The sequence below is a fragment of the Pantoea sp. B_9 genome (assembly GCF_008632015.1).
In the GTDB taxonomy this organism is placed as follows: Bacteria; Pseudomonadota; Gammaproteobacteria; order Enterobacterales; family Enterobacteriaceae; genus Pantoea; species Pantoea dispersa.
The window spans coordinates 84,637-108,178 of sequence record NZ_VWVL01000007.1 but is presented as its reverse complement, the minus strand read 5'-3'; the positions used below and the strand labels follow the sequence as shown (position 1 = coordinate 108,178).

The following is a 23,542-nucleotide window of genomic DNA, read 5'->3' as shown; positions in this document are numbered from 1 at the left end:
GGTGAATCATGAGTAAACTCGGGTTTTACCTGCTGCTGCTGGTGCTTGCACCGGTCGCTGCGGTAATCGTCATCACGCCTATGGACAGCCAGAAACAGTATATTTTTGGTTTGATCAGTATTGGCATGATGTTTTTACTGGGCTTCAGTAAAAGCCGTAAAATAACCATTGTGATGGTTTTTCTTTCCGCGCTGATGTCGACCCGATATATCTGGTGGCGCACCACGGAGACGCTGCAGTTTAATTCCGAGATTGAAGCAATTCTCGGTATCGGCTTATATCTGGCCGAGCTGTACGTGTGGCTGATCTTAATTCTCGGCTTCCTGCAAACCAGCTGGCCATTAAAACGCACCATCGAACCGCTGCCGGATGATACCCGCTTGTGGCCGACGGTCGATGTCTACGTGCCGACCTATAACGAAAGCCTCGACGTGGTGCGGGATACCGTGCTGGCGGCGCAGTGTATCGACTACCCGCGCGATAAGATCAAAGTTTACCTGCTGGATGATGGCAAACGCAGCGAGTTCGCGGTATTTGCCGCCGACGTTGGCGTCGGCTATATCACCCGCGACGATAACCGCCACGCCAAAGCCGGCAACCTCAATCACGCCATGAAAATCACCAAAGGCGAGCTGATTTGCGTGTTTGACTGCGACCACGTGGCGACGCGCACGTTCCTGCAGGCTACCGTCGGTCCGTTCCTGAAAGATCCGAAGCTGGCGCTGCTGCAGACGCCGCACTACTTTTACTCGCCGGATCCGTTCGAACGTAACCTGCGCGCTGCGCGCAGCATCCCGAATGAGGGCTCGCTGTTTTACGGCCCGGTGCAGCAGGGCAACGACAACTGGAACGCCACGTTCTTCTGCGGCTCCTGTGCGGTGATCCGCCGCAGCGCGCTGGAACAGATTGGCGGCTTCGCGGTGGAAACCGTCACCGAGGATGCGCATACCGCGCTGAAAATGCAGCGTCTCGGCTGGGGCTCGGCGTTCCTGGCAATTCCGCTGGCGGCGGGACTGGCGACCGAACGTCTGGGTCTGCACGTGATTCAGCGTACCCGCTGGGCGCGCGGCATGACGCAGATTTTCCGCGTCGACAATCCGCTGCTGGGCCGTGGGCTTAAGTGGCAGCAGCGTCTGTGCTACCTCAACGCCATGCTGCACTTCCAGTTCGGCCTGCCGCGCGTGGCGTTCCTCACTGCGCCGCTGGCTTACCTGCTGTTTAACCTGAATATTATCCACTCGTCGGCGTCACTCATCTTCGCTTACGTGCTACCGCATCTGGTGATGTCGCTGTACGTCAACTCGCGCATGAACGGCAAATTCCGCTACACCTTCTGGGGTGAAATCTACGAAACCGTGATGTGCTTCCACCTGGTGATTCCGACGCTGCTGACCCTGCTGTCGCCAAAGCACGGCAAATTCAACGTGACGGATAAAGGCGGTCTGCTGGACCAGGGCTTCTTTGACTTCCACATCGTGCGGCCTCACGTCATCGTTGCCGCGCTGCTGTCGATTGGCATCGTGGCCGGCGTGGTGCGCGCCGTGGCGCATGATTACTTCGGGGTGGACCCGTATGTGATTGCGCTCAACGTCGGCTGGGCGGTGTTCAGCCTGATCATCCTGATGGCGGCGATTGCCGTGGCGCGTGAAACCAAACAGGTGCGTAAAACCATTCGTATCGAGGTGCAGATCCCGGCGGTGATTCACTATGCCAGCGGCATCTCTTCGCGCACGCAAACCAGCGATCTATCGATGGGCGGCGCGCAGCTGGATGCGCCGGACAACCGGCATGAGCACGATGAAATCGAAGAGATCGATCTGCTGCTGAAATCGGGTGCCATCACCATTCCGGTGAGCAAGATCTCCGGTGATGAGGAGACCATTCGCCTGCGCTTTGGCGCGATGCCGCTGGCGCGCCGCCGTGAACTGGTGCGTGTGGTGCTGGCGCGGGCCGATGCGTGGATCCAGCCGGAATATAAGCAGGACAATCCGCTGGTGTCGCTCGGCACCATCATCCGTACCGTTTTTGAGCTGTTCTGGCTGAGCTGGAAAGATCGCCGTGAGGCGCGCAAGCGTGATGGCCAGGCAACGGCCAAAGAGGACAGCGCAGCATGAAAACATTGACGTACACGCTGCTGGCCAGCGCGCTGACCACCACGCTGCTGCTCGCCCCCGCCTGGGCAGAGACGCCGGCGGTAACCCAGGACAGCGCCGCGCTCTCTGACGTACCGCCGCCGCAGGGGCTGGATGGCAGTGCCGATCCGCAGCTGAAGCAGGCGGCGGGCGACACGCCGTACACGCCGGGCGATGCAGCGCCGCTGCAGGAAAATACAGCACCCGCACAGCCGGCAGAGTCAGCACCGCCAGCAGCATCGGCTGCGCCTGACATTGTCATACCGCCGGTAGCTGCGGAGGCACCGGCTGCCGCTGAGCCCGCTGGCGCGCTGTTAAACCAGCCGGTGAGCAGCACCATTTCGGTGGCGCAGATGGGGCAGCCGCGCGGCATCACCCTGACCGGTGGCCAGCTGCAGTCCGGTATTCTGTTTACCCTGCCGGGCGATGAGGTGATCACTAATGCGCGGCTCAACCTGTCGCTGCGCGTCTCTGCCGCGCTGGCGGCGCGCAACACGTCGCTGCAGCTGATGCTCAACGGCCAGCCGCTCGGCACCCTGCCGCTGGGTGCCAGCGACAGCGATGTCAGCGACTATCAGCTGGATATTCCGGCGGCGATGGTGGTTTCCAGTAATAACCTCAGCTTTAAAATCAACGATGCCGACAAGCTGCTGTGCGAAAAAGAGAGCGCGCAGCAGTATCAGGTCACTATTCTGCCGAAAACCACGCTGAGCCTTGAAGGCCAGCAGCTCAACATCGGCACCAGCCTGCGCAACTTCCCGCGTCCGTTTATTGATGTGCAGCGCATGACGCCCGCCAGCGTGACCTTTGGTTTTGCCGCTAACGTTTCGCCGGATAGCGTCAGCGCCGCCGCGCTGGTGGCTTCCTGGCTCGGCATTCAGTCGGATTACCGTGGCATTCGTTTCCCGGTGGTGCGCGGCGATCTGCCCGAGCACAACGGTATCCTGATCGGCCATCCGGGTGACAAAATTGGCAGCGTGACGCTGCCTGCGGCGAAGGGTCCGCTGCTGCAGGTGATCGATAACCCCAACAATCCGGTGTACAAACTGCTGCTGGTGGTCGGTGCGGATGATACCCAGCTGCGCCAGGCGGCCAACCGCCTGACCACGCAGCCGCTGGCCACCGATGCCAGCAGCCTGAACGTACCGCCGCAGCCGATTGGCACGCGCAAACCGTACGACGCGCCGCGCTGGATCAACACCAGCCGCCCGGTGCGCCTCAGCGAGCTGCTGCGTAAAGATCAGAGTCTGACCACCACCGGTATCTGGCATGATGCGCTGCGGGTTAACTTCCGCGCGGCGCCGGACCTGTTCCTGTGGGACGGCGACACCATTCCGGTCAATCTGCATTACCGCTTCCCGTCGGAAAGCTGGATCGATGAAAACAATTCGTTCCTCAACGTCACGCTGAACGGCACGTTCCTGCGCAACCTGACGGTGAATAAAGTCGGGCTGCTGGAGAGCGCCTGGCACCGGCTGGGCGGGGATGCGCGTCAGGAGCAGTACACGCTGAAGCTGGAGCCGTACCTGATTTACGGCGACAACCAGCTGGCGCTCTATTTCAACATCAAACCCAAAGCGGATGCGCCGTGCGGCGTGCTGCTCAACAACAACATCAAAAGCCGCATCGAAGAGGATTCGTGGATCGATTTGAGCCACACGCGCCACTTCACCATGCTGCCGAACCTGTCGTACTTCGTCGGTGCCTCGTTCCCGTTCTCGCGGCTGGCGGATTTTTCGCAGACCACGCTGTTGCTGCCGGAGGCACCGGGTGATGCGGAGATCGCTACGCTGCTCGACATGGCCGCGCGCGCCGGTAACGCCACCGGCGTGCCGCTGGTGCAGAATCAGGTGTTGTTTGGTCTGCCGAACGGCGGCACCAATCTGACGCGCCTGCAGCACAGCGATGTACTGGCGGTGAGCACCATGCAGCACAGCGCCTTCACGCAGCAGATGCTGGCCGGCACCGCTTACCAGACCAGCGGCAATACGCTGGGCGTCAAAGAGCCGACCACCGTCGATAAGCTGCGCGGCTGGCTGACCGGTGACTGGTCTCGCCAGCAGCTGGATGCCGATCGCTACTTCTCCTCAAATGAAGCGTGGCGCGGCTTTGTCAGCTATCGCTCACCGTGGAGCGCCGATCGTCTGGTGGTGATGACGGTCGCCACCAGCGATCAGCAGCTGCTGCGTTTGCACGATGATTTGAATTCGGCGCGCATCAACGCCGGCATCCGCGGTGATACCGCCATCATCACCGATGAGAATGGCATCCGCAGCTTCCGCGTCGGGCCGCAGTTCCCGAGCGGTGAAATGCCGTGGTACATGATGGTGGTGTGGTATGCCAACCAGCACTCGGTACTGATGGCGCTGGCGGCGCTGCTGCTGTCGGCGCTGATCGGCAGTGCGGCCTGGGTGATGCTGAAGCGTCATGCGTGGCGCCGTCTCCACCCGAAAGACGATAGTCACTCCGGCCGGAAGTAAGGATAAAAATAATGAAAAAACAGCTGATAAGTGCCGGTATTCGTCAGGCGTTGCTGCTGGGCGGCGCGCTGGCCTTCTCACAGCCGCTGCTGGCGGCGGAGAGCACCAATCCGGCGTTACAGGCACTGTTCGACCAGGCGGCCTACTGGCATCAGAAAGCGCATGACGATCTGGCGAAAGCCTCGCTGCAAAAGATCCTGATGGTGGAGCCGAACAATACTCAGGCGCTGTATCTGCTGGCGCTCTATTCACAGCAAAGCGGCAGCGCGGCCGATGCGGCACAGTGGCGCGCCCGCCTGAGTGCGGTATCGCCCAACGATCCGCATCTGACGGAACTGGACAACGCCCGGCAGCTGCAGAGCATTCCGCAGGCGCAGCTGTCGCTGGCGCGTCAGCAGGCGCGCAGCGGTAACATCGCCGCCGCGCTGCAAACCTGGCGCAATACCTTCAGCGGCAACGAGCCGCCACCGAGCGTGGCGGCAGAATATTATCTGACCATGGCCGGCGACCGCACGCTGCTGCCCCAGGCGGTGGAGGCGCTGCGGCAGTTTGCCGCCGACCATCCGCAGGATACCGGCGCTCAGCTGGCGCTGGGCAAAGCGCTGACCTATCAGGAAGCGACGCGCCGCCAGGGTATTGATGTGCTGGCCAGCATGGCGGACGGTAATAAAGAGGCCGATCGCTCGCTGCGTCAGGCGCTGCTGTGGCTGGCGCCCCAGGCGTCAGACGCCACGCTGTATCAGACCTGGCAGCAGCGCCATCCGCAGGACAGTGCAGTGGTGGATTACTACCGCAAAAATGTCGGCGGCGCGGAGAAGGGCGCGGGCTTTAGCGCGCTGAACAGCGGCGACGTCAGCGGTGCGCAGAACAACTTTGAAAAAGTGCTGCAGGCCAACCCGCAGGACGCCGATGCGCTGGCCGGTATGGGCTACGTGGCGCAGCGCGCCGGACGCTACGCCGAAGCCGCCGATTATCTGACGCGCGCCGCACAGTTGGGCGGCGATCAGAGCCAGCAGCGTCAGCAGCAGGCGGCCGACGCCCGCTTTTATGCGCAGCTGGCGAATGCCCAGCAGGCGCTGAAAAACGGTGACAGCGCGCAGGCGCTGGCGCTGAGTGAGCCGCTGACGCAGGCTGAGGGCGAAAAAGGCATATCGGCGAAGCTGTTCCACGCTGATGTGCTGCGCCGCAGCAATCAGCTGCAGCAGGCGGAGCAAACCTACCGGGCCATTCTGCAGAGCGATGCCGATAACCGCAGCGCCAAAGAAGGGCTGTTTTACGTGCTGCGCCAGCAAAACCGCAGCGCCGAAGCCAATACCCTGCTGGCATCATTGCCCGACAGCGTGCGCCAGAGCGTGGCACCGCGCGGTAACAGCAGCGATCCGCTGCGTGCGCAGGCAAAACGCGAGCTGGCGGCAGGCAACCGCAGTGCGGCCATCGCCACGCTGAACAGCGCCATTCAGCGCTATCCCAGCGACGGCTGGCTGCGACTCGATCTGGCGCGCATCTACCGCGCGCAGGGCGATAGTTTACTGGCTGCCAACGTCATGCAGCCGACCCTGCGCAGCGGTGCCAGCACCAGCGAGCTGTACGCCGGTGCGCTCAACGCCAGCGAGAGCGGTGCCTGGCAGCAGGCCAGCCAGTTGCTGGCGCGCATTCCCAACGGCAGCAAGAACAGCGAGATGCGCGAACTGGCGCAGCGCGTGAATTTCAATCTGCAAATGGCCACCGCCGATCGCTATCTGGCACAGGGCTCTGACGCGGCGGCGGCCAATACGCTGCGCGCGCTGGCCGCCACGCCGCCAGCCAATCCTGTCGATGCCGGTAATCTGGCGCAGAAACTGGCCAAAGCCGGCGATCTCACCACGGCGGTGACGGTGGTGCGCGGCAACATGCAGCGCGGCGTGCAGGGCAACGCCGGTGATTACGCCGCGCAGGTGGCGGTACTGAATCAGGCGGGACTGACGACCGAAGCACAGAGCTTCCTCAGCAGTCCGGAGCTGCAGGCGCGCAGTACGCCCACGCAGCTGGCCGGCATCCGCAATGGTTATCTCATCAATGAAGTCGATCGCCTGCGCGAGCAGAAGCAGTACGCCGCCGCCTATGACAAGCTGGTGGGCGCGCTGCAGCACGATCCGCAGAACCGCGATCTGATGTTTGCCATGGCGCGTCTGTATCAGTCCGGCAAGATGAACAAAGAAGCGGGCGTGGTGTATGACTATCTGCTGACGCAGGATACGCCCACTCAGGATGCGCGCACCGGTGCTATTGATGTGGCGCTGGCGCAAAACGACGTCGACAAAGCGAACACCTTAACCCGCGGCCTGCGCAATGAGCAGACGCCGGATCGCCTGTTACTGCTGGCGCGCGTGGCGGAAGCCAACGGCGAGCACAGCCAGGCGATGAGCTACCTGCGCAGCGCGCGCGGCCAGCTGATTGGTCTGCAGGGCGCACAGAGCGGCAGCGTGCCGACCGTTGGCGGTCTGGCGCTGGCGGACAATCCGTTTATCAACCGCAGCACCTCGCCGGTGTCCGGTTCGCCTTCCAGCTATGGCACGGTAATGCCGTGGCAAACGGCCCCGGCCACCAGCAGCAGCGCGCAGGACGTCACGCTGGCGAGCACCACGCCGGAGGTCCGGCAGAGCCAGACGCTGCGCCAGATTGACGAAATGATGGACAATCTGCAGGAGAAAACCGGCACCTGGGTACAGGGACAGATGCAGGTGCGCGGACGCGACGGCGAATCGGGGCTCAGCAAGCTGACCGAAGCCAAAGCGCCGCTAACCTTCTCGACCGTGCCGTTCGGCGAGTCGCGCTTCGACTTTACTATGACGCCGGTGTCGCTCACCGCTGGCAGTGCGGCCGGTGATGCTTGGCGTCGCTTCGGCAGCAACGCGCTGGTGCAGGGCAATGTGGTGGCATCCGGCGCGGCCAAAATAGACGACACGCCGTCTTCGTCGACCGATTCGCAAAAGGCCACCGGCGTGGAGCTGAATATGGCGCTGAAGGGCGACAGCTACAAAATCGACCTCGGCAGCACGCCGCTCGGCCAGGATCTCAGTACGCTGGTGGGCGGCGTGCAGTGGTCGCCGAAGCTGACCGATTTCCTGACGCTGATCCTCACCGGTGAACGCCGCGCCATGACTGACAGCCTGCTGTCGTACGTTGGCGTGGAGGACAAGACCAGCGGCAAGCGCTGGGGGCGCGTCACCAAAAATGGCGGCAACGCCATGCTGAGCTTCGATAACGGCGACGCGGGTTTCTACGTCGGCGGCGGCGCTTACAGCTATCTGGGCGAGAACGTGGCGAGCAACAACAGCGTGCAGGCCACGGCGGGCGCTTACGTGCGGCCTTACCACTACGACGACCGCGAGCTGAAGGTCGGCATGAGCCTGTCGTGGATGGATTTCTCCAAAAACCTGAGTTACTTCAGCTACGGTCAGGGCGGCTATTTCAGTCCGCAGAATTATGCCGCGGTGTCGTTCCCTGTCGACTTCAGCCGCAAGTTTGATGACCTGAAAGTCAACGTTGGCGGTTCGGTCGGCTATCAGTCGTACAGCCAGGACAAGAGCGCGTATTTCCCCAACGATCCGTCGCTGCAGTCCCAGCTGCAAAGCCTCGCCGATCAGGGCTTTGTCAAAAGCGCCTACTACAGCGGTGAGAGCAAAAACGGCATCGGCTATAACCTGCACGCCGGTGCCGATTATAAGATTAATAAAGATGTCACCATCGGCGGCCAGCTCGGCTATGACACCTTTGGCGATTACAACGAAAGCACAGCCAATCTGTACTTCCGTTATCTGTTTGGAGACAACTAATGAGTGAGCAACCGGGCGCACGCATCAGCCATCCGTATCAGCCGGGCTGGTTTGATCTGGTCAGCGTGATGATTGAGAGCATGCTGGATAACGCTGGCGCGGAGGCGGAAGCCTTCCTCAACGGCGTGGGCGAATTGCTGGCAACGCGCTATCCTTTGCCGGAGGCGCGCACCGTGCAGGATCTGGAGCGCGAAATTAATCTTCAGCTGGCGCGCTTTAACTGGGGCTTTGTTCAGCTGCAGCCGCAGCAGAACGCGATTATGCTTGAGCACCATGCCCTGCCGCAGGGCGACAGCCAGCTTGATGCAGAACGCTGGCAGCTGGCGCTGAGCGCAGTGCTGGCCGGCGTGTACGCGCAGTGGCTACGTGCGCAGGGTGGCAGCGCGGCGGTACCGCTGACGCTGGAAAAAATCGACGGCGGCACGCTGCATTATCGATACCAATAGGAAGCTGTGATGAGAGTGATGCGGTTCTGGCGTCAGTGGATGCTGTGTTTCATGGTGATATTTTTCAGTGCTCAGGCGGCCGCCGATGGCTGGAGCAGTTACAAAAGCCGCTTTATGAGTAGCGACGGCCGCATCAGCGATACGGCCAATAACAACGTCAGCCACACCGAAGGTCAGGGCTACGGCATGCTGCTGGCGGTGGCGTATAACGATCGCGCCACCTTTGATTTGCTGTGGCAGTGGACGCGTACCCATCTGCGCAATCCGCAGAATGACCTGTTCTACTGGCGCTATACGCCGGGCGCGGCCGATCCTATCGCTGATAAAAATGATGCCTCGGACGGGGATGTGCTGATCGCCTGGGCGCTGCAGCGCGCGGCACAGAAGTGGGGCGGTGATTATCAGCAGGCGTCGGATCGCATTCAGCGCGCGGTCATCAAGCTAACGGTGATCGACTACGCCGGCCGCAAGGTCATGCTGCCGGGCGCGCAGGGCTTCAATAAAACCAGCTATGTGGTGCTTAACCCTTCCTATTTCCTGTTCGCCGCATGGCAGGAGTTTGCGCAGCACAGCCATCTGCGCGTGTGGAACACGCTGATTGATGATGGCCTTGCGCTGCTGGGCGACATGCAGTTTGGCAAAACCGGCCTGCCGCTGGACTGGGTGGCGCTGAACGCCGATGGCTCCGTCGCGCCGGCGGTCGGCTATTCCAACCGCTTCAGCTATGACGCGATTCGTATTCCGCTGAATATCTGGTGGTACGATCCGCAAAGCCTGCGGCTGGTGCCCTTCCAGCGCGTCTGGCAGGGCTACGCGCGCGACACGACGCCAGCGTGGTTTGATGTGCTGGCCAATACCCCGGCACCTTACAATATGGAAGGTGGCCTGACCGCGGTGCGCGACCTGACGCTCAACCAAACCGGCTACCTCAGCGACCGCCTGGCGCCGGAGCAAAACTATTTCTCCGCCAGCCTGCAACTGCTGACCTGGCTGGCTTATCAGGAGAAGCGATAGCCTCTCTGTGCCGGACGGAATTAACCTTCCGTCCGGCCGATCACCATCAGGCCCGCCCGCCTGGCTTCAAACCCTGTTCCAGCGTTTCACACGATTCCAGACCTGTCTGTATTTCATTTCATTCCTGTACTGACTGCGCAGCTATTGCGCCCGATCAACACCATCGGCGCGTACTACACGCAATTTGTCATGCTAAAATGTATAGACAAAAGTGTATGATAAATGCAAACGGAACCGGAGTTTGAGTGGGATACCACCAAGGCGGAAACAAATTTCCGCAAGCATGGTATCCGCTTTGAAGTTGCAGCCCGCGTGTTTGAGGATCCTTTCCACCTGTCGGTGCAGGATCGTTATGAAAATGGGGAATATCGCTGGCAAACCATTGGTAATGTTATGGGGCATGTGGTCATTCTGGTGGCCCATACGGTGCGCTTCGAAACAGATGTTGAGCGAATAAGGATTATCAGCGCACGCCATGCAACGCGTATTGAGAGGAGGCGCTATGAGCAAAGTCAGGTTTAAACGCAGTGAATTACCGCCGCTCACCGATAAGCAACAGGCGGAGCTGGATGCTTTGAGCCGGAAACAGGACAGCGACATCCAGTGTGATGATATTGCGCCGTTAGACGACAGTTTCTGGCAGGCTGCCGAACGGGGGCGTTTTTACCGCCCGGTAAAAACCCAGGCTTCGATCAGAATCGATGCGGATATTCTTGAGTGGTTGAAGGCGCCTGGCAAAGGTTACCAGACGCGCCTCAACGCGATCCTGCGAGCCGCGATGCTAAGAGAACTGCAGGGTAAATAGTGTACTTATTTAAAATCCGCATACGGTTCCAGTGGCTGTGGTGGCATATCCATGTCGCCGTTCCAGCCGGCCATTGAGTAGCGCACATACAGCAGCCCGTGGCTTGGGGTGTAATCTTTCGCCTGCTGAATGTCCATGGCCAAACCCAGCGACCAGTGCGGCGTGATGCGCCGCTCTATCAACGCCTGCACGGTATAGCCGAAACCGCGTCCGGAACTGCTGTCCGATGACGGATTGCTGGCCAGCGTAAAGCCGGGATTCACCGGGTAGCGCGCCTGAGCGTCGGTGGTTGACTGTGACCACGACACCGAGCCACCGAGTTCATACGACCAGTTTTCCGTGCGCTGACGCCAGGTCAGCGGCACCGCCAGCGAGAAGTAGCGCTGCGGGCTGTAATAGCCGCCCTGGCCAAAGGTGTAGTCGCTCAAATCTTTCTGATAGTGCCACAGCATACTGTTCAGGCCGATGGTGGCGCGCTGGTTGTCGCTATTGATCAACTTATAGTAGTAGCCTGCCATCAGCCGTTCGCGGCTGTTATCCGCCACGTTTTCACCGCTGATTTGATGGGCGCTGAGATCGGCCCACACCCCGTGCGCGCCGCCCCGATCGTAACTCAGGCCGATGCCGCCACCGGTCGCGACGACGCCGCCCCAGTTTTTGCCGCCGTTAGTGGCCGGATCGCGCGCGCCGGCGTAAGCCAGCAGCGAACTGGAGATCGGGCGACGTGAAGCAGTAAAGGTCACCCCGAGATCGTCGATGTCGGTTTTCCAGCTTACGCCGCCGACCCAGTTAGTGACGGTAAAACCGAGCGGCGTGGTGCCGATATCGGCTGACCAGCGATCGTTGTGCCAGCCGACGCCCAGCGCGGTGCCTTCGTCCCGCTGGGTGAAATCGCGCCGGCAGCCCCCGGCGTTGGCGTCGTTACAGCTGCCGAACTGTTCACTGTGGCTGCCATCAGTGGTGGAAAACGTTCCGGCAGACACCTGTACATGATCGACGCGCACAAAGCTGCGGCCATCGGCCAGCGGGGTTTCCGCCTGCAGCATGGTGGTATGGGCGGTAAAGTCAGAGGTGCCACCGTTGCCCTTATCGCGCGAGTAGTCCTGTTCCAGCGTCACAGTGGTGTCCTGCTGGCGATACAGGTCAGCGGCGTCGCTGCGGATGCTGCGCTTCAGCCAGTCGTCCTGGGCCTGCGTGCGCGTCAGCCGGGTATAGCGGGCGTTATCGTCTGGCAGCGCAGGGGTGATGCCGCTGGCGACCATCGCCGCGCGGTAATCCTGCTGTGCCAGCGCGGGCTGGCGCTGCTGTCTCTCCAGCCGCGCGGCATCACGCAGCACCAGCGCTTTTTCCTGTGACGGCGCGACAGCGGCGGCGCGGGTTTTCAGCGCGCTGAACAGCTGCTGCGCTTTGAGGAGATCGCCGCTGTTTTGCCAGGCGAGCGCCACGCGCCGGCCGCTGTTCACGCTCTGCTGCGCCACGCTGTCCGGCAGGCTGTGCAGCGCTGCGCGCGCTTCAGTGGTGCGCTGCAGCGCCAGCAGCGCCTCGATGCGGCCGAGCGCGGCATCGTGGTTGCTGGCGTCCTGCTGTAGCACCTGCTGATAACCGGCCAGCGCTGTTGTGGCATCGCCCCGCTCCAGCGCCCAGTCGGCCAGCGTAATGTCGCGGCGCGGCGAGGCCGGCTGCTGTTGCAGCAAGCGGATGGCGGCGGCTTCATCACCGCGGGCGCGTAGCTCCCCGGCACGCCCGAACGCTTGGTTTTGCGCCAGGCGATCCGCCAGTTCATGCATGTTGCTGTCCCAGCGGGCGGTGGGTAAACGGTGCAGCGTGGCCAGCGCGGCGGCATCGTCGTCGCCGGATGACTGCCACAGTGCCGTGGCATACAGCGCGGCTGGCTGCTGCGGCTGCTGGCGCACCATCGCGGCCATTACCGCCGCGCCTGCCTGGTTGTCACCGCTGCTGCGTAGCGCACTGGCCAGCCGCCAGGCCAGCCAGACATCATCCGGTCGCGCCTGAGCCGCCTCACGGTATTTCGCTACCGCCTGCGGCCATTGCTGCTGCTGCGCCAGCGTATCCGCGTCGGCCAGCAGGCTCTCAATACGTAAATTGCTCAGGCGCTGCTGCGCCGTGCCGTTGCTGCGGTCAAGGCGCAGCGCCTGCTGCCAGTACTGCCGGGCTAACGCGCTGTTTTTACGCGCCTGCGCCACATCACCGAGGCCGATGAGCGCCCAGCTATCATTACTGTCGATAGCCTGCGCGCTGCGGTACTGCTGCTCAGCGCCGGACAAATCCCCTTGCTTCAGCGCCGCGTCGCCGCTGTCGATGGCCAGCCAGTAACGATTGGTCTGTAACAGGGACTGCCACTTGCCGATTTGCGTGCTGGCCTGGCCCGCCTGAATCGCTTTCTGTAGCCAGCTGATGGCGGCGGCGCGGTGACCGGCACGCGCCTGCGCCTGGCCCATGGCACCGAGCAGTTCGGCGTCGTCCGGATTGGCCTTCAGCGCCGCCTGTAATGCGCCGATTGCCGCCGCGCCGCCGCCAGCCTCGACCAGCGCCAGGCCGCGCATGCGCTGGCGGAAGGCCGGATCGGCCAGCATTTTTTGCTGACGCGCCAGCTCATCCGCTCCGCGCTGTTGCGCATCGCCGCTGGTGAACACCTGCAGATACTGCTGCAGGCTGGCAACGCTGCGCTCGCTTACCGGCTGGTTCTGGATCTGCTGCAGCCACAGTTCGGACGCGGCATCGCGGCCGCCGTCGCGGTTGGCCAGCTGACGCAGCTGGGTCATCGCCTGATCCGGCTGATTATTATCAAACGCCATGCGCGCCAGCTGTAGCTCGACGCCGATATTGCCCGGATAACGCTGCTCCAGCGCCTGTAACTGACGCCAGGCGAGCGGCTGCTGGCCCGGCAGGCGCGCCACCAGTCGCCAGTACTCCAGTTCGGTGTTTACATCGGGAAAGACGCCGTGAAACAGCGCATCCCACGCTGCTTTGGCCTCCGGCAGCCGTCCTGCGGTGGCCAGCAGCCGCGCCTGCTGCAGCTGCTGACGTCCTTCGGGGCTCATCAGGCGCAAACCTGCCGCAGATTCGCGTGTGGCTGCGTCATCCGGCGCAGCCTTTTGCAGCGCATCGAACAGCTGCTGCGCTTTGGCCTGATCGCCCTGACGCAGCGCCATACGAATGCGTGCCGCCAGCACCTGCGGGTTATCCGGATCGATTTTTTCCAGCCGGTACAGCGACTGCTGCACCAAATCGTATTTGTTGGTGGATTCGCCGGTACGAATCTGCATCAGCAGCCACGCCACCGGCGCCACCTGCGGACCGGGTGCGGCCGCCACGCTGCCGGCCAGCGCACTGGCGATCAGCAGCGCAAGCGGTAACTTATTCATCGTCATCCAGCTCAGCCAGGCGACGACGGCTCACCATGCGCATCAGGCGCCAGGCCATCAGGGCGAACAGGATCACCACCAGCACGGCACATATCGCCAGCCATACCGGATGGGTGGCCAGCAGATTCCACAGCCGCTCCCACCACGGCAGATGCCCGACAAAGTAGGTATCACCCACGCGCACGCTGTTGACGCCGGACTCCCGGACGATGCTGACGGAACCGAACATCGCCGCGCGTTTGCCGCTGTCGCGCAGCGCTGCATTCAGCAAATCCCAGCCGCGCGGGCTGTCAGCCAGCAGCGCGACCACGCTGCGCTGATCGTGGAACGGCGACTGGAAGCCAACCAGGGCGCCGATCGGACCGCGCGAACTGATGCCGGTCTGGCTTTCGGCAGTGCGCTCGCTGGCTGACAGTGGCACGTTGGGCGCGCTGCCCGGGCGCGATGGCATGTTGAGGGTGCTGCGCGTGCGATCCACCAGCAGATTGATCGCCGTGTCCGCCTGCAGATCCGGCGGAATGCTGCCGATCAACAGCAGATCGGCATCGTGGTCTTTGGCGTTGCGCCAGTCATCGCTCATCTGCACGCGCAGTGCCGGATAGCCGGTCTGGGCGCCGATCGCCCCCAGCGCGTCAAGCAGCGTACTGACTTCGCCGCTCTCCGGTTTTGCCGGCACCAGCACCAGGGTTTGCGCCAGATCGGCGAAGCGGCTGAACGGGAAGCCAGCGCTGGCAAACGCGCCGAGCGAGGGCATTTCGATGTAGTGACGATAGCCGGAGAAATCGATGCTGGAGCGATCGTCGATCACCGCATGATGCGCGACGGGGGTGACGGTTTCACAGCGGCCATCGGCAGTGCCGCCGATAAAGGTATTGGCGTAGTCAAAATCAAAGCGCAGCTGGTTTACCACACCGAGACGCAGTGCCGGAATGGTCAGCTGACGGCTGTTGTCCTGCAGGCCCTGCATCAGCGGAATGCGCATCAGCTGCTGACCCGCGCCATCTTTACTGGTCAGCGGATAATCCTGCATGAACTGGTTATTGAGATGCACCGCCAGCCGTGAGCCGTCCTGCTGCACCGGTGAGGTGTAGCGATAGATCAGGTCCATATCAATGCCGCGTGCACGCACCAGGAACAGATCCGGCGGCAGGTTGAGCGTCAGGCTAATCGGGTTGGGTTGCAGGCCATCGGCCTGCAGCTGGTTCTGATACTGCGTCAGTTCACCAAAGGTGGTACGGCGATCGGTGCGTACCCAGTTTGGCGCATCGTACGGCTGGCGCGGGGCCAGCAGTTTCACGCTGTCGATGGTGGCGCGCTCGCCGCGCAGTAGCAGTTCACCCTGCGCAATGCCCTCTACTGCAGTGATCAGATCATTATCGTCGCGGCCGAGAATCAGCAGCATCTTCTGATAGGGATTGTCCGGCTGGCTGACCATTTCCACGGTGGGTTTGTCCACCGGCGGCAGCGTTTGCAGGAAGTCAGGCCGGCGATCGTTGGTGGCGAACACCACCGCATGCTGTCCTTCCGGCAGCTGGTTATACAGCACCGGGAAGGACTGGCCGCGCCACTGCGCCTGGCTACCGAACCACGAGGCCAGCAGGCCTGCCGCATGCTGTTGCTGCACATCCGGCTGGCCGCTGAACACCATCGGCAGCTGCAGCGGCCGGTTGTCGCGCGCGTCAAAGAATGGCTCCGGGAAATGGGAGAGATCGTTTTTCAGCGGCAGCTTCTGCAGCGTCAGGTCCAGTTTGCTCGCTTTACCGATATCCAGCCAGATGGTGCTGTTGGCCGGGTTTTCACACACGTTGGCGTAGTGGCCGACCAGTTCCAGACGGATGCGGTTGAAATCGCTAATGTAGCGCGGGTCGATCGCCAGCTGCGTCTGGTTCTCTTTGCCGAGCTGATCGGCGGTGACGGTGACCAGTCCCACCAGTTCATCGTTGAGATACACCTTGAGCTGCGACTGCGTCGGCAGCAGCGCCGGCGAAGGCCGGTAGTTGAGCGTCAGCAGCGCGCGCGTGACCACTTCGTCGCTGCGCACGCCGAACTCAATCTGGCTGGTGGGGACAGTGCCGCGCAGCGTCATGCTACCCGGCGGCGGTGCCACCTGGGTAAACAGCAGCTGGCTATCGCGCAGCGGGGCGCTGGTATCGAGCGGTTGGTTCACGTCGGACAGCGGCGCAGAGGTTGCCGCAGGCGGTGCAGCAGGAAGCGCCGCCGGAAGTGCCGCCTGCGCCAGAGACGCCGTGCCCAGCAGCAGGGCGGTGAACCAACTCAGTTTTCTCGTCATGGTCATATCATCAGCTTAGGTAAAATCAGTGTTGAGCGTTGCCGGTCGCGGACGGACGTTATGCGGCAACAGCGTTGCCAGCCAGTGCAGTCCGGCGGTCAGGCCACGGAACAGGCGGCGCAGCGGTGCCGGACCATACTCCGCCAGCCGCAAATAGCCTTTGAAGCCGAGCAGCATAATGTCCGCCAGGCTCTGCACCGGTTTATCCTCCGGAAAACCGTCCTGCCACAGCGCCCAGGTATCGGCGCGCGCAAAGGTGCACTGAATAAATTCGATGTGCTGGCGGGTGGAGAGCTGGTGCAGGCGGATACCTGCGCGGCGGCCAAATACGCGCTGTACCTGGCATGGGAAGCTGAACTCCTGCTGTCCGCGCCGCAGCAGCAGCGACACGCTTTCGTTCTCGCGCAGTGCATCCGGCTCGCGCAGTTCGACGCCCACGCCGCCGTCAGAGTAGTCGCGCAGCGTGCACGGCAGCATATGACCATCGGCGCGTGCCAGCGCCGCCGGCATGGCGATCTCTACGCGGTGCGCTTCACGGATTTGACGCGCTTCCACCGACACCGCCACCGCGCCGCCGAGAATAATCATGTTGTAAACCACCCACACCAGACTGACCCAGATGGTGAGCAGCTCATTGGCCGGGCCGTGCGCCATGCGCCAGAAGCCCATGCCGATACCGGCAATGTTCAGCAGCACCAGCAGCATATAGGGTTTGGTGATCACCCAGTCGAGATGGCGCTCTTCTACCAGGCCCCCTTTGGCGGTCACGTTGAATTTGCCTTTGTGCGGATTAAACAGCGCGACGGTGGTGGGGCGGGCGATATACCAGGCGAGCACGGTTTCATACACCTCGCTCCAGAACGAGTGGCGCCAGCGCCCCTGGATGCGCGAGTTGGTCAGGCTGGTATGTACCATGTGCGGCAGCACGTAGATGGCGATGGCCAGCGCGGGCGCATAGATGATGTATGCATGGCACAGCAGGAACGCCAGCGGCGCCAGCAGAAAGATCAGCCGGGGGATACCGGCAAGAAAGTGCAGCATGGCGTTGGCGTAACACAGCCGCTGTACCAGCTTCAGTCCTTTGCCAAACAGCGGATTATCGAGACGGAAGATCTGCACCATGCCGCGTGCCCAGCGGATGCGCTGGCCAATATGCGCTGACAGACTTTCGGTCGCCAGCCCGGCGGCCTGTGGAATGCGGATGTAGGCCGAGGTGTATCCGCGGCGGTGCAGTCGCAGCGAGGTGTGCGCATCTTCGGTAACGGTCTCTACCGCGATGCCGCCAATCTCATCCAGCGCGCTGCGGCGCAGCACTGCGCAGGAGCCGCAGAAAAAGGCGGCATCCCATGTGTCGTTACCATCCTGCACCAGACCGTAAAACAGCGAGCCTTCATTCGGCGTCTGGCGGAAGCGGCCGAGGTTGCGTTCAAACGGGTCTGGTGAGAAGAAGTGGTGCGGCGTCTGCAGCATGCCCAGCCGGTGATCTTTCAGGAACCAGCCCATGGTGAGCTGCAGGAACGAGCGCGTCGGCACATGGTCGCAGTCAAAAATCGCCACGTATTCGCTGCGGCAGGTGGTTTTCAGCGCATGGTTGATGTTGCCGGCCTTGGCGTGTTCGTGGCTGGGGCGCACCACGTAATTGACGCCCACGCTGGCGGCAAACTCGCGGAACTCCTCGCGCGTGCCGTCATCAAGAATATAGATGTTGAGTTTATCCTGCGGCCAGTCGATGCCCAGCGCAGCATAGATGGTGGGTTTGACGACGCTGAGCGGCTCGTTGTAGGTCGGCACCAGAATATCGACGCTGGGCCAGCTGGCGATCTCCGGCGGCATGGAGACCGGCTGGCGGTTGAGCGGCCACAGCGTCTGGAAATAGCCCAGCACCAGTACTGTCCACGCGTAGGTTTCCGCGCCAATCAGCAGCAGGCCAAACGTCAGGCTGAGCGGATCGTCCCAGTTAAGGGTTTCCGTATAGCGCCACCACAGATAGCGGCAGGAGATGGTGAGCGACAGCACAATCAGCATGATGGTCACCAGCCGGCCCGGCATACGGCGCACCAGCATGGCCAGCGCCCACAGCAGCAGCACAAACACAAACTGGGTGGTGATATCAAACGGCTGCGAGATGCACAGCAGCGCCAGCAGGCTGGCGGCGATCGCCACTACGATGAACAGCAACTGACGCACGCGCCGTGGCAGGCGCTGCAGCCAGCGTTCGCTGCGCTGCGGCACGCCGCTGTGTTCCAGCCGCGCCGGCAGCTGCGCCAGCCATTGATACAGCTGCTGGCGCCAGCGGAACAGCGAGCCAAAGGCGTTAAAACGTTTACGCTCGCTGCGCGCGCTGCCGTCCAGCGGCAGCATGATAAGCAGCCACAGGCTCTGGAGTGCATAGCGCACAATATCGAGCGGACGCGGGCGCAGCGGAGAGATATGCGGGAAGTAGCGCTGACGCTGCTGCAGCACGCGCCGCCACGCCGGCGTTTCCAGCCGCAGCAGCGACCAGGCGAGCACGCACCACAGAAGATGCAGCGCGACCGTTAACCGCCCGGCACCGTGCTGACGCGCCAGGTGCGCGCGCTGCTGCAATGCCTGCGAGGCCTGCGGCACCAGCAGCCAGCGCAGCGCATTCATGCGCCACCTCCGGCGACATGCAGCAGCAGCCAGTTGGCCAGCGTATTGATCTCTTCGCTGGCCAGCGCATGCGGACGCCAGGCGCCCACTGGCTGTTTCATCATCAGCGCTTCCGCCAGCGCTTCATCGCGATGAATTACCTGTGGAATCAGGTTTTTAAGCGAGCGCAGCCACAGCTGATGCAGATCCTGCTGCAGCTGGCTGTTGGCGTTGAACTGGTTAATCAGAAACAGCGTCTGCGGCGAAAAGTGCGCGCGGTGCAGGCGCAGCTGGCAGTTGGCATCCAGCGTTAACAGCTGAAGCAGCCGATCGGCGGCCGGGATGAACGCCTGCTGCCACGGCAGCAGATCCGCCGGAAGGTCGAAAATAATCCACTGATAGCGCTGTTTCAGCGCCGGCAAAGCCTTAAGCAGCGGTTGTGCAATTTCCGCTGTCGCTGCGTTTAAGGATAAGGTCTGCTGATGCGTGAGCGTGCCAGACGGCAGGAAATCCAGCCCCGGCTGATAGCGCAGCGCGCTGTGCTGCCACGGCTGGTTATCCAGCTGCGCACGCAGCCAGCCGTACGGCGTGTCGAGCGGCAGATTAAAGTGGGCCGCCAGTTGGTTGGCTGGCGAAAGGTCAATAAGCAGCACCGACTGCTGCAGCGCGTTTAGCGCCCAGCCCAGCGCAGCACTGAGTGCCGTCGCGCCACACCCGCCACGCAGCCCCTGTAAGGCGAGAACCGGCATTAGCGTGGTGACTCCGGTCCCTGCGTGCATTCCTGCAACAACGGCCAGCGCGACAGCAACTGTTGCAGACGCGCTTCACGGGCAATATCAATATAGCGAAACGCCTTCAGTGAAAAGGCGTCACTCAGGGCGTTAATATCATCCTGATCTTCGCTGCCGACAGCGATCAGTGAAAAAGCATTTTCAGTTTTCATTACTTTTTTGCCACCAAAGAAACGACAACGGATAAAGAGGGGTGATATTTTCTTGTCGCGTATAAAACCGCAGCCAGCGATTTCTGGCCCGGCAAAGTCAAACAGTCTGGCGCGTGCGCAGCTTTTTTTATTTCAGCAGTTCCAATCGTTGCCGTCTATATTAAACTAGCCTGGATTGTACAGATCGCGACGCTAATATGAAAAATCTTTATACGCTTGGCCTGCAGCAGGTACAACAGGAATTAATCGCCCTGCAGTCGCCGGGATTTTACTGGATAACCTGCCAGCGGCCCGAAGACGCACGAACGCTGTTACGTCAGGTGGTTAGCCAGCAAAAGGCGGCCACGCTGGTGAGCGCGGATGGACCCCCGCAGGCGCTGTTAACGCCCGATCCGCCCGGCGGTCCGGCACGTATTCCCTTATTTTCGCTGCCTGCCAATAAAGCCAGCCTGCAACATCTGGCCAGCGATATGGCGCGCGTAATGAATAAACGTAGCGGTCTGGTCATGTTTTATAGTCAGGCGGCGCTGTGGAGCAAATTATCCCCGGATGAACTGACCGTGTGGATAAAAGGCTTGCGCCGGGTTCTGTTAAAAAAACAAATGACGCTGCTAATGATCACCTGCGGAACCGCAATTATTCCCCTGCGAAATCATCTGCAGCGTTATTTTCGTCAGCTTGATGGTGTCGCTCATTTAGAATTTCAGCAGGATAGCTGGCAATATCGAATTAACTGGTGGTATTCCGCCGATAAATTGCTGGCCGACCGCGCTATCCGCCTGAACTGTATTGATAATCAGTTTATTGCGCAGGCTGAAGCCGCCGCGTCGCAGCCGCTGAGCCTCAATGATGAAAACCAGTTTCTGGCCCAGCAGGATGTGCTGGAAGGGGCGCCGCCGCTTTCCGCGCAGTGGCAACTGTTCAGCGATAACGAGAGCGTGTATGCGCGCGCGCAGCAGGCCAACGCCGCCACGGTCATCTTTAGCCTGGCCCATAATCAGGATGTGCCGACTCTGGCGAGCATGGTCCATGGTTTGCGGCGATCGCGCGGCAACGCGCTGAAAATCGTGGTGCGGGAACTTGGCACCAGCCTGCGCTACAGCGATGAACGTTTGCTGCTGGCGTGCGGCGTTAACAGCATTGTTCCGACGGCGGCGCCGCTGTCGCGCTTGCTGACCGCACTGGAAGGGGTGCAGGGCCAGCAGTTTACCCGCCACGTGCCGGCCGATCTGCCGGCGCTGGTGCAGGCGCTACAGCCGCTGCAGCAGAAAGGCTATTTGCCGCTGGAGCGATTCTGTGCGGCGGTACAGCAGTTGATGAACAATACGCTGCTGCCGGAAAACGACAAAGGGCTGATGGTGGCGCTGCGCCCGGTGCCGCAGCTGTCGCCGCCGCAGGTGCTGACGCTGTGTAAACCGCGTCGTTTTGGCGATTTGGTGACGCTGGTTGACGATCGGCTCTATTTATTCCTCTCTTCCTGCCGCTTTAACGACCTGGACATTGCCCTGAAATCGATATTTTCCCTACCGCACGACGAGCTGTTCAGCAACCGCATGGTGTGGTTTGCCGACAATCAGATTTTGTCGGAGGTGAATAAAGTGCGGCAGCTGACGCCGGTGTCGCAGTTCGAACCGCTCACGGTACCGGCCGCTGCGCAACCTGCTGCGCCGGCAGCGGCCGCGCCGCGCGGCCCTCAGACGCCGCAGCCGATCATCATCGACCTCGGGGAGCCGCACGTATGACGCTGATGGATGGTGTGCAGGTGGCGATCCTGCTGTTACTGATTTTGCTGTTCCTGAAATCGCTGTGGCGACGCTGGCTGCCGCAGCGCAGCACCAGCCTGCTGATGCGCCTGTTACCTGCCCGCGCCCTCAAATCGGAAGGGCAGTGGCAACGCCAATCGACCAAAACGGATAAACATGGATAACACACCTTCGACGCTGCACGCGGCGCGCTGGCGCGGCCTCGGCGGCTGGAACTTTTACTTTCTGATCAAATTTGGTCTGTTGTGGTACGGCTATCTCAACTTCCATGCACTGAGTAATCTGGTGTTTCTGGCATGGCTGCTGTTTCCGCTGCCGTCAGCGCGGCTGCATCGTCTGCGCCAGTGGATTTCGCTGCCGATTGGCTTCGCGCTGTTCTGGCACGATACCTGGCTGCCGGGTCTGAACTCGCTGCTCAGCCAGGGCAGCCAGGTGGCGGGATTCTCGCCGGCCTATCTGCTGGATTTGCTGCAGCGCTTTATTAACTGGGAGATGATCGGCGCGGCCTTTGTGCTGCTGGTGATTTACCTGTTCGTGGCGCAGTGGATTCGCGTCACCGTGCTGGTGTCACTGGCGCTGATCTGGCTGAACGTGCTGACGCTCGCTGGCCCGGCGGTCAGCCTGCTGCCCAGCAAAGCCGCCGCACCGCCGGTGGCGCTGAATGACAAACCGGCCGCCAGCCCGGCCGCGGCGGGACTCGATCAAAGCGCGCCGCCCACCAGCGCCAACCTCACCGCGTGGCTGAATCGCTTTTACGACAGCGAACGCCAGCGCGTCACGCACTTCCCGGATGCGCTGCCCGCCGATTCGCAGCCGTTCGATATTCTGGTGATCAACATCTGTTCGCTGGCGTGGTCGGACATTGATGTGGCGCAGCTGCGTGACCATCCGCTGTGGAAGCACTTTGATATCGTGCTGAACAACTACAACTCCGCCACCGGCTACAGCGGTCCGGCCGGTATTCGCCTGCTGCGCGCCAGCTGCGGCCAGACCTCACACAGTAACCTGTATAAAGCCACCGACCAGCGCTGCTATCTGTTTGATAATCTGGCGAAGCTGGGCTTTAAGCAGCAGCTGATGATGGACCATACCGGCGTGTTTGGTAACTACCTGAAAGAGCTGCGCGAGGACGGCAACATGCAGGCGCCGCTGATGTCGCAGGCCGGGATTGCGCCGGAGCTGACGTCTTTTGATGGTTCGCCGGTGTACAACGACGGGCAGCTGATGCAGCGCTGGCTTGATGACCGCAGCAAAAGCAGCGATGCGCGCAGCGCCACCTTCTACAACCTGATTCCGCTGCACGACGGTACGCGCGAGCTGGGCAGCACCCGCACCGCCGAGTGGCAGCCGCGCGCACGGGTACTGTTCGACCAGCTCGATACCTTCCTGACCAATCTGGAAAAGTCGGGACGCCGGGTGATGGTGCTGGTGGTGCCGGAGCACGGTGCGGCACTGCAGGGGGATAAAATGCAGATGTCCGGGCTGCGCGACATTCCGAGCCCGGGCATCACCCACGTGCCGGTTGGCATTAAATTTGTGGGCATGAAAGCGCCACATCAGGGCCAGCCGCTGACCATCGATACGCCTGTCAGCCTGCTGGCGATTTCCGAGCTGGTGTCGCGGGTGGTGGACGGTCAGGTGTTTAACGCACCGAACGTTAACATGTCGGTGCTGGCGGATAACCTGCCGCAGACGCCGGTGGTGTCGGAAAATGATAACGCCGTCGTGATGATGTATCAGGGCAAACCGTGGATCCGCCTTAACGGCGGCGACTGGGTAGCCTATCCGCAGTAAAACCTGAGCGGCAAACGGTGCGGGCTGGCGCGCACCGTTTTGTCTCTGCGCCGCTAATGGCTGA

15 protein-coding genes are annotated in these 23,542 nt (G+C 61.8%); 10 read left to right on the top strand and 5 right to left on the bottom strand.

Annotated elements, in window-relative coordinates:
* Positions 1–8: 8 nt before the first annotated feature.
* The 7 genes from bcsA (F3I21_RS18930) (at position 9) to F3I21_RS18900 (ending at position 10,692) form a co-directional block, all read left to right on the top strand.
* On the top strand, positions 9–2,114 hold the full coding sequence (bcsA, locus tag F3I21_RS18930) for a UDP-forming cellulose synthase catalytic subunit (RefSeq protein WP_021507015.1): 2,106 nt from the start codon (positions 9–11) through the stop codon (positions 2,112–2,114).
* Positions 2,111–4,612: a cellulose biosynthesis cyclic di-GMP-binding regulatory protein BcsB gene (gene bcsB / locus F3I21_RS18925; RefSeq protein WP_150059529.1), complete on the top strand. Its 2,502-nt coding sequence runs from the start codon at positions 2,111–2,113 to the stop codon at positions 4,610–4,612. Before bcsA (F3I21_RS18930) ends, bcsB (F3I21_RS18925) begins: the two co-directional genes overlap by 4 nt.
* An 11-nt stretch (positions 4,613–4,623) precedes the next feature.
* The gene (locus tag F3I21_RS18920) at positions 4,624–8,427 is read left to right on the top strand and encodes a cellulose biosynthesis protein BcsC (RefSeq protein WP_150059528.1); all 3,804 of its coding nucleotides are present in this window, start codon (positions 4,624–4,626) and stop codon (positions 8,425–8,427) included.
* On the top strand, positions 8,427–8,873 hold the full coding sequence (gene bcsD, locus F3I21_RS18915) for a cellulose biosynthesis protein BcsD (protein WP_058758083.1): 447 nt from the start codon (positions 8,427–8,429) through the stop codon (positions 8,871–8,873). The genes F3I21_RS18920 and bcsD overlap by 1 nt, the downstream gene beginning before the upstream one ends.
* A 9-nt stretch (positions 8,874–8,882) precedes the next feature.
* The gene (locus F3I21_RS18910; RefSeq protein WP_031279620.1) at positions 8,883–9,887 is read left to right on the top strand and encodes a glycosyl hydrolase family 8; all 1,005 of its coding nucleotides are present in this window, start codon (positions 8,883–8,885) and stop codon (positions 9,885–9,887) included.
* 222 nt (positions 9,888–10,109) lie between these two features.
* Positions 10,110–10,409 (top strand): BrnT family toxin, encoded by a 300-nt coding sequence (locus tag F3I21_RS18905; protein ID WP_058771045.1) that lies wholly within the window; start codon positions 10,110–10,112, stop codon positions 10,407–10,409.
* Positions 10,390–10,692 carry a BrnA antitoxin family protein gene (locus F3I21_RS18900; protein ID WP_058775497.1) on the top strand — a complete coding sequence of 101 codons (303 nt, stop codon included), beginning with the start codon at positions 10,390–10,392 and terminating at the stop codon, positions 10,690–10,692. The genes F3I21_RS18905 and F3I21_RS18900 overlap by 20 nt, the downstream gene beginning before the upstream one ends.
* A 5-nt stretch (positions 10,693–10,697) precedes the next feature.
* Here the strand turns inward: F3I21_RS18900 and bcsC are convergent, their stop codons facing one another.
* Genes bcsC through bcsR form a run of 5 tightly spaced genes read right to left on the bottom strand, consistent with a single transcriptional unit; the run spans position 10,698 to position 19,921 of the window.
* Positions 10,698–14,078, bottom strand: coding sequence for a cellulose synthase complex outer membrane protein BcsC (gene bcsC, locus F3I21_RS18895; protein ID WP_150059527.1), 3,381 nt, complete (start codon positions 14,076–14,078; stop codon positions 10,698–10,700).
* Positions 14,071–16,368, bottom strand: a complete 2,298-nt coding sequence (gene bcsB, locus F3I21_RS18890; protein ID WP_370515558.1) for a cellulose biosynthesis cyclic di-GMP-binding regulatory protein BcsB — start codon at positions 16,366–16,368, stop codon at positions 14,071–14,073. Before bcsB (F3I21_RS18890) ends, bcsC begins: the two co-directional genes overlap by 8 nt.
* A gap of 15 nt (positions 16,369–16,383) precedes the next feature.
* Positions 16,384–18,999 carry a UDP-forming cellulose synthase catalytic subunit gene (bcsA, locus tag F3I21_RS18885; RefSeq protein ID WP_058758087.1) on the bottom strand — a complete coding sequence of 872 codons (2,616 nt, stop codon included), beginning with the start codon at positions 18,997–18,999 and terminating at the stop codon, positions 16,384–16,386.
* A complete protein-coding gene (gene bcsQ / locus F3I21_RS18880) occupies positions 18,996–19,727 on the bottom strand; it encodes a cellulose biosynthesis protein BcsQ (RefSeq protein ID WP_058758088.1) in 732 nt (243 codons plus the stop codon). Before bcsQ ends, bcsA (F3I21_RS18885) begins: the two co-directional genes overlap by 4 nt.
* The gene (bcsR, locus tag F3I21_RS18875) at positions 19,727–19,921 is read right to left on the bottom strand and encodes a cellulose biosynthesis protein BcsR (RefSeq protein WP_021507005.1); all 195 of its coding nucleotides are present in this window, start codon (positions 19,919–19,921) and stop codon (positions 19,727–19,729) included. The genes bcsQ and bcsR overlap by 1 nt, the downstream gene beginning before the upstream one ends.
* 197 nt (positions 19,922–20,118) lie before the next feature.
* Between bcsR and bcsE the strand changes: the two genes are divergently transcribed.
* From bcsE to bcsG, 3 genes are read left to right on the top strand one after another with little or no spacing between them, the layout of a single operon-like run.
* Entirely contained in the window at positions 20,119–21,663 is a 1,545-nt protein-coding gene (gene bcsE / locus F3I21_RS18870) for a cellulose biosynthesis protein BcsE (protein ID WP_150059525.1), read from the top strand.
* Positions 21,660–21,848, top strand: coding sequence for a cellulose biosynthesis protein BcsF (gene bcsF / locus F3I21_RS18865; RefSeq protein ID WP_010617915.1), 189 nt, complete (start codon positions 21,660–21,662; stop codon positions 21,846–21,848). The genes bcsE and bcsF overlap by 4 nt, the downstream gene beginning before the upstream one ends.
* A complete protein-coding gene (gene bcsG, locus F3I21_RS18860; protein ID WP_150059524.1) occupies positions 21,841–23,478 on the top strand; it encodes a cellulose biosynthesis protein BcsG in 1,638 nt (545 codons plus the stop codon). The genes bcsF and bcsG overlap by 8 nt, the downstream gene beginning before the upstream one ends.
* The last annotated feature ends 64 nt before the right edge of the window (positions 23,479–23,542 follow it).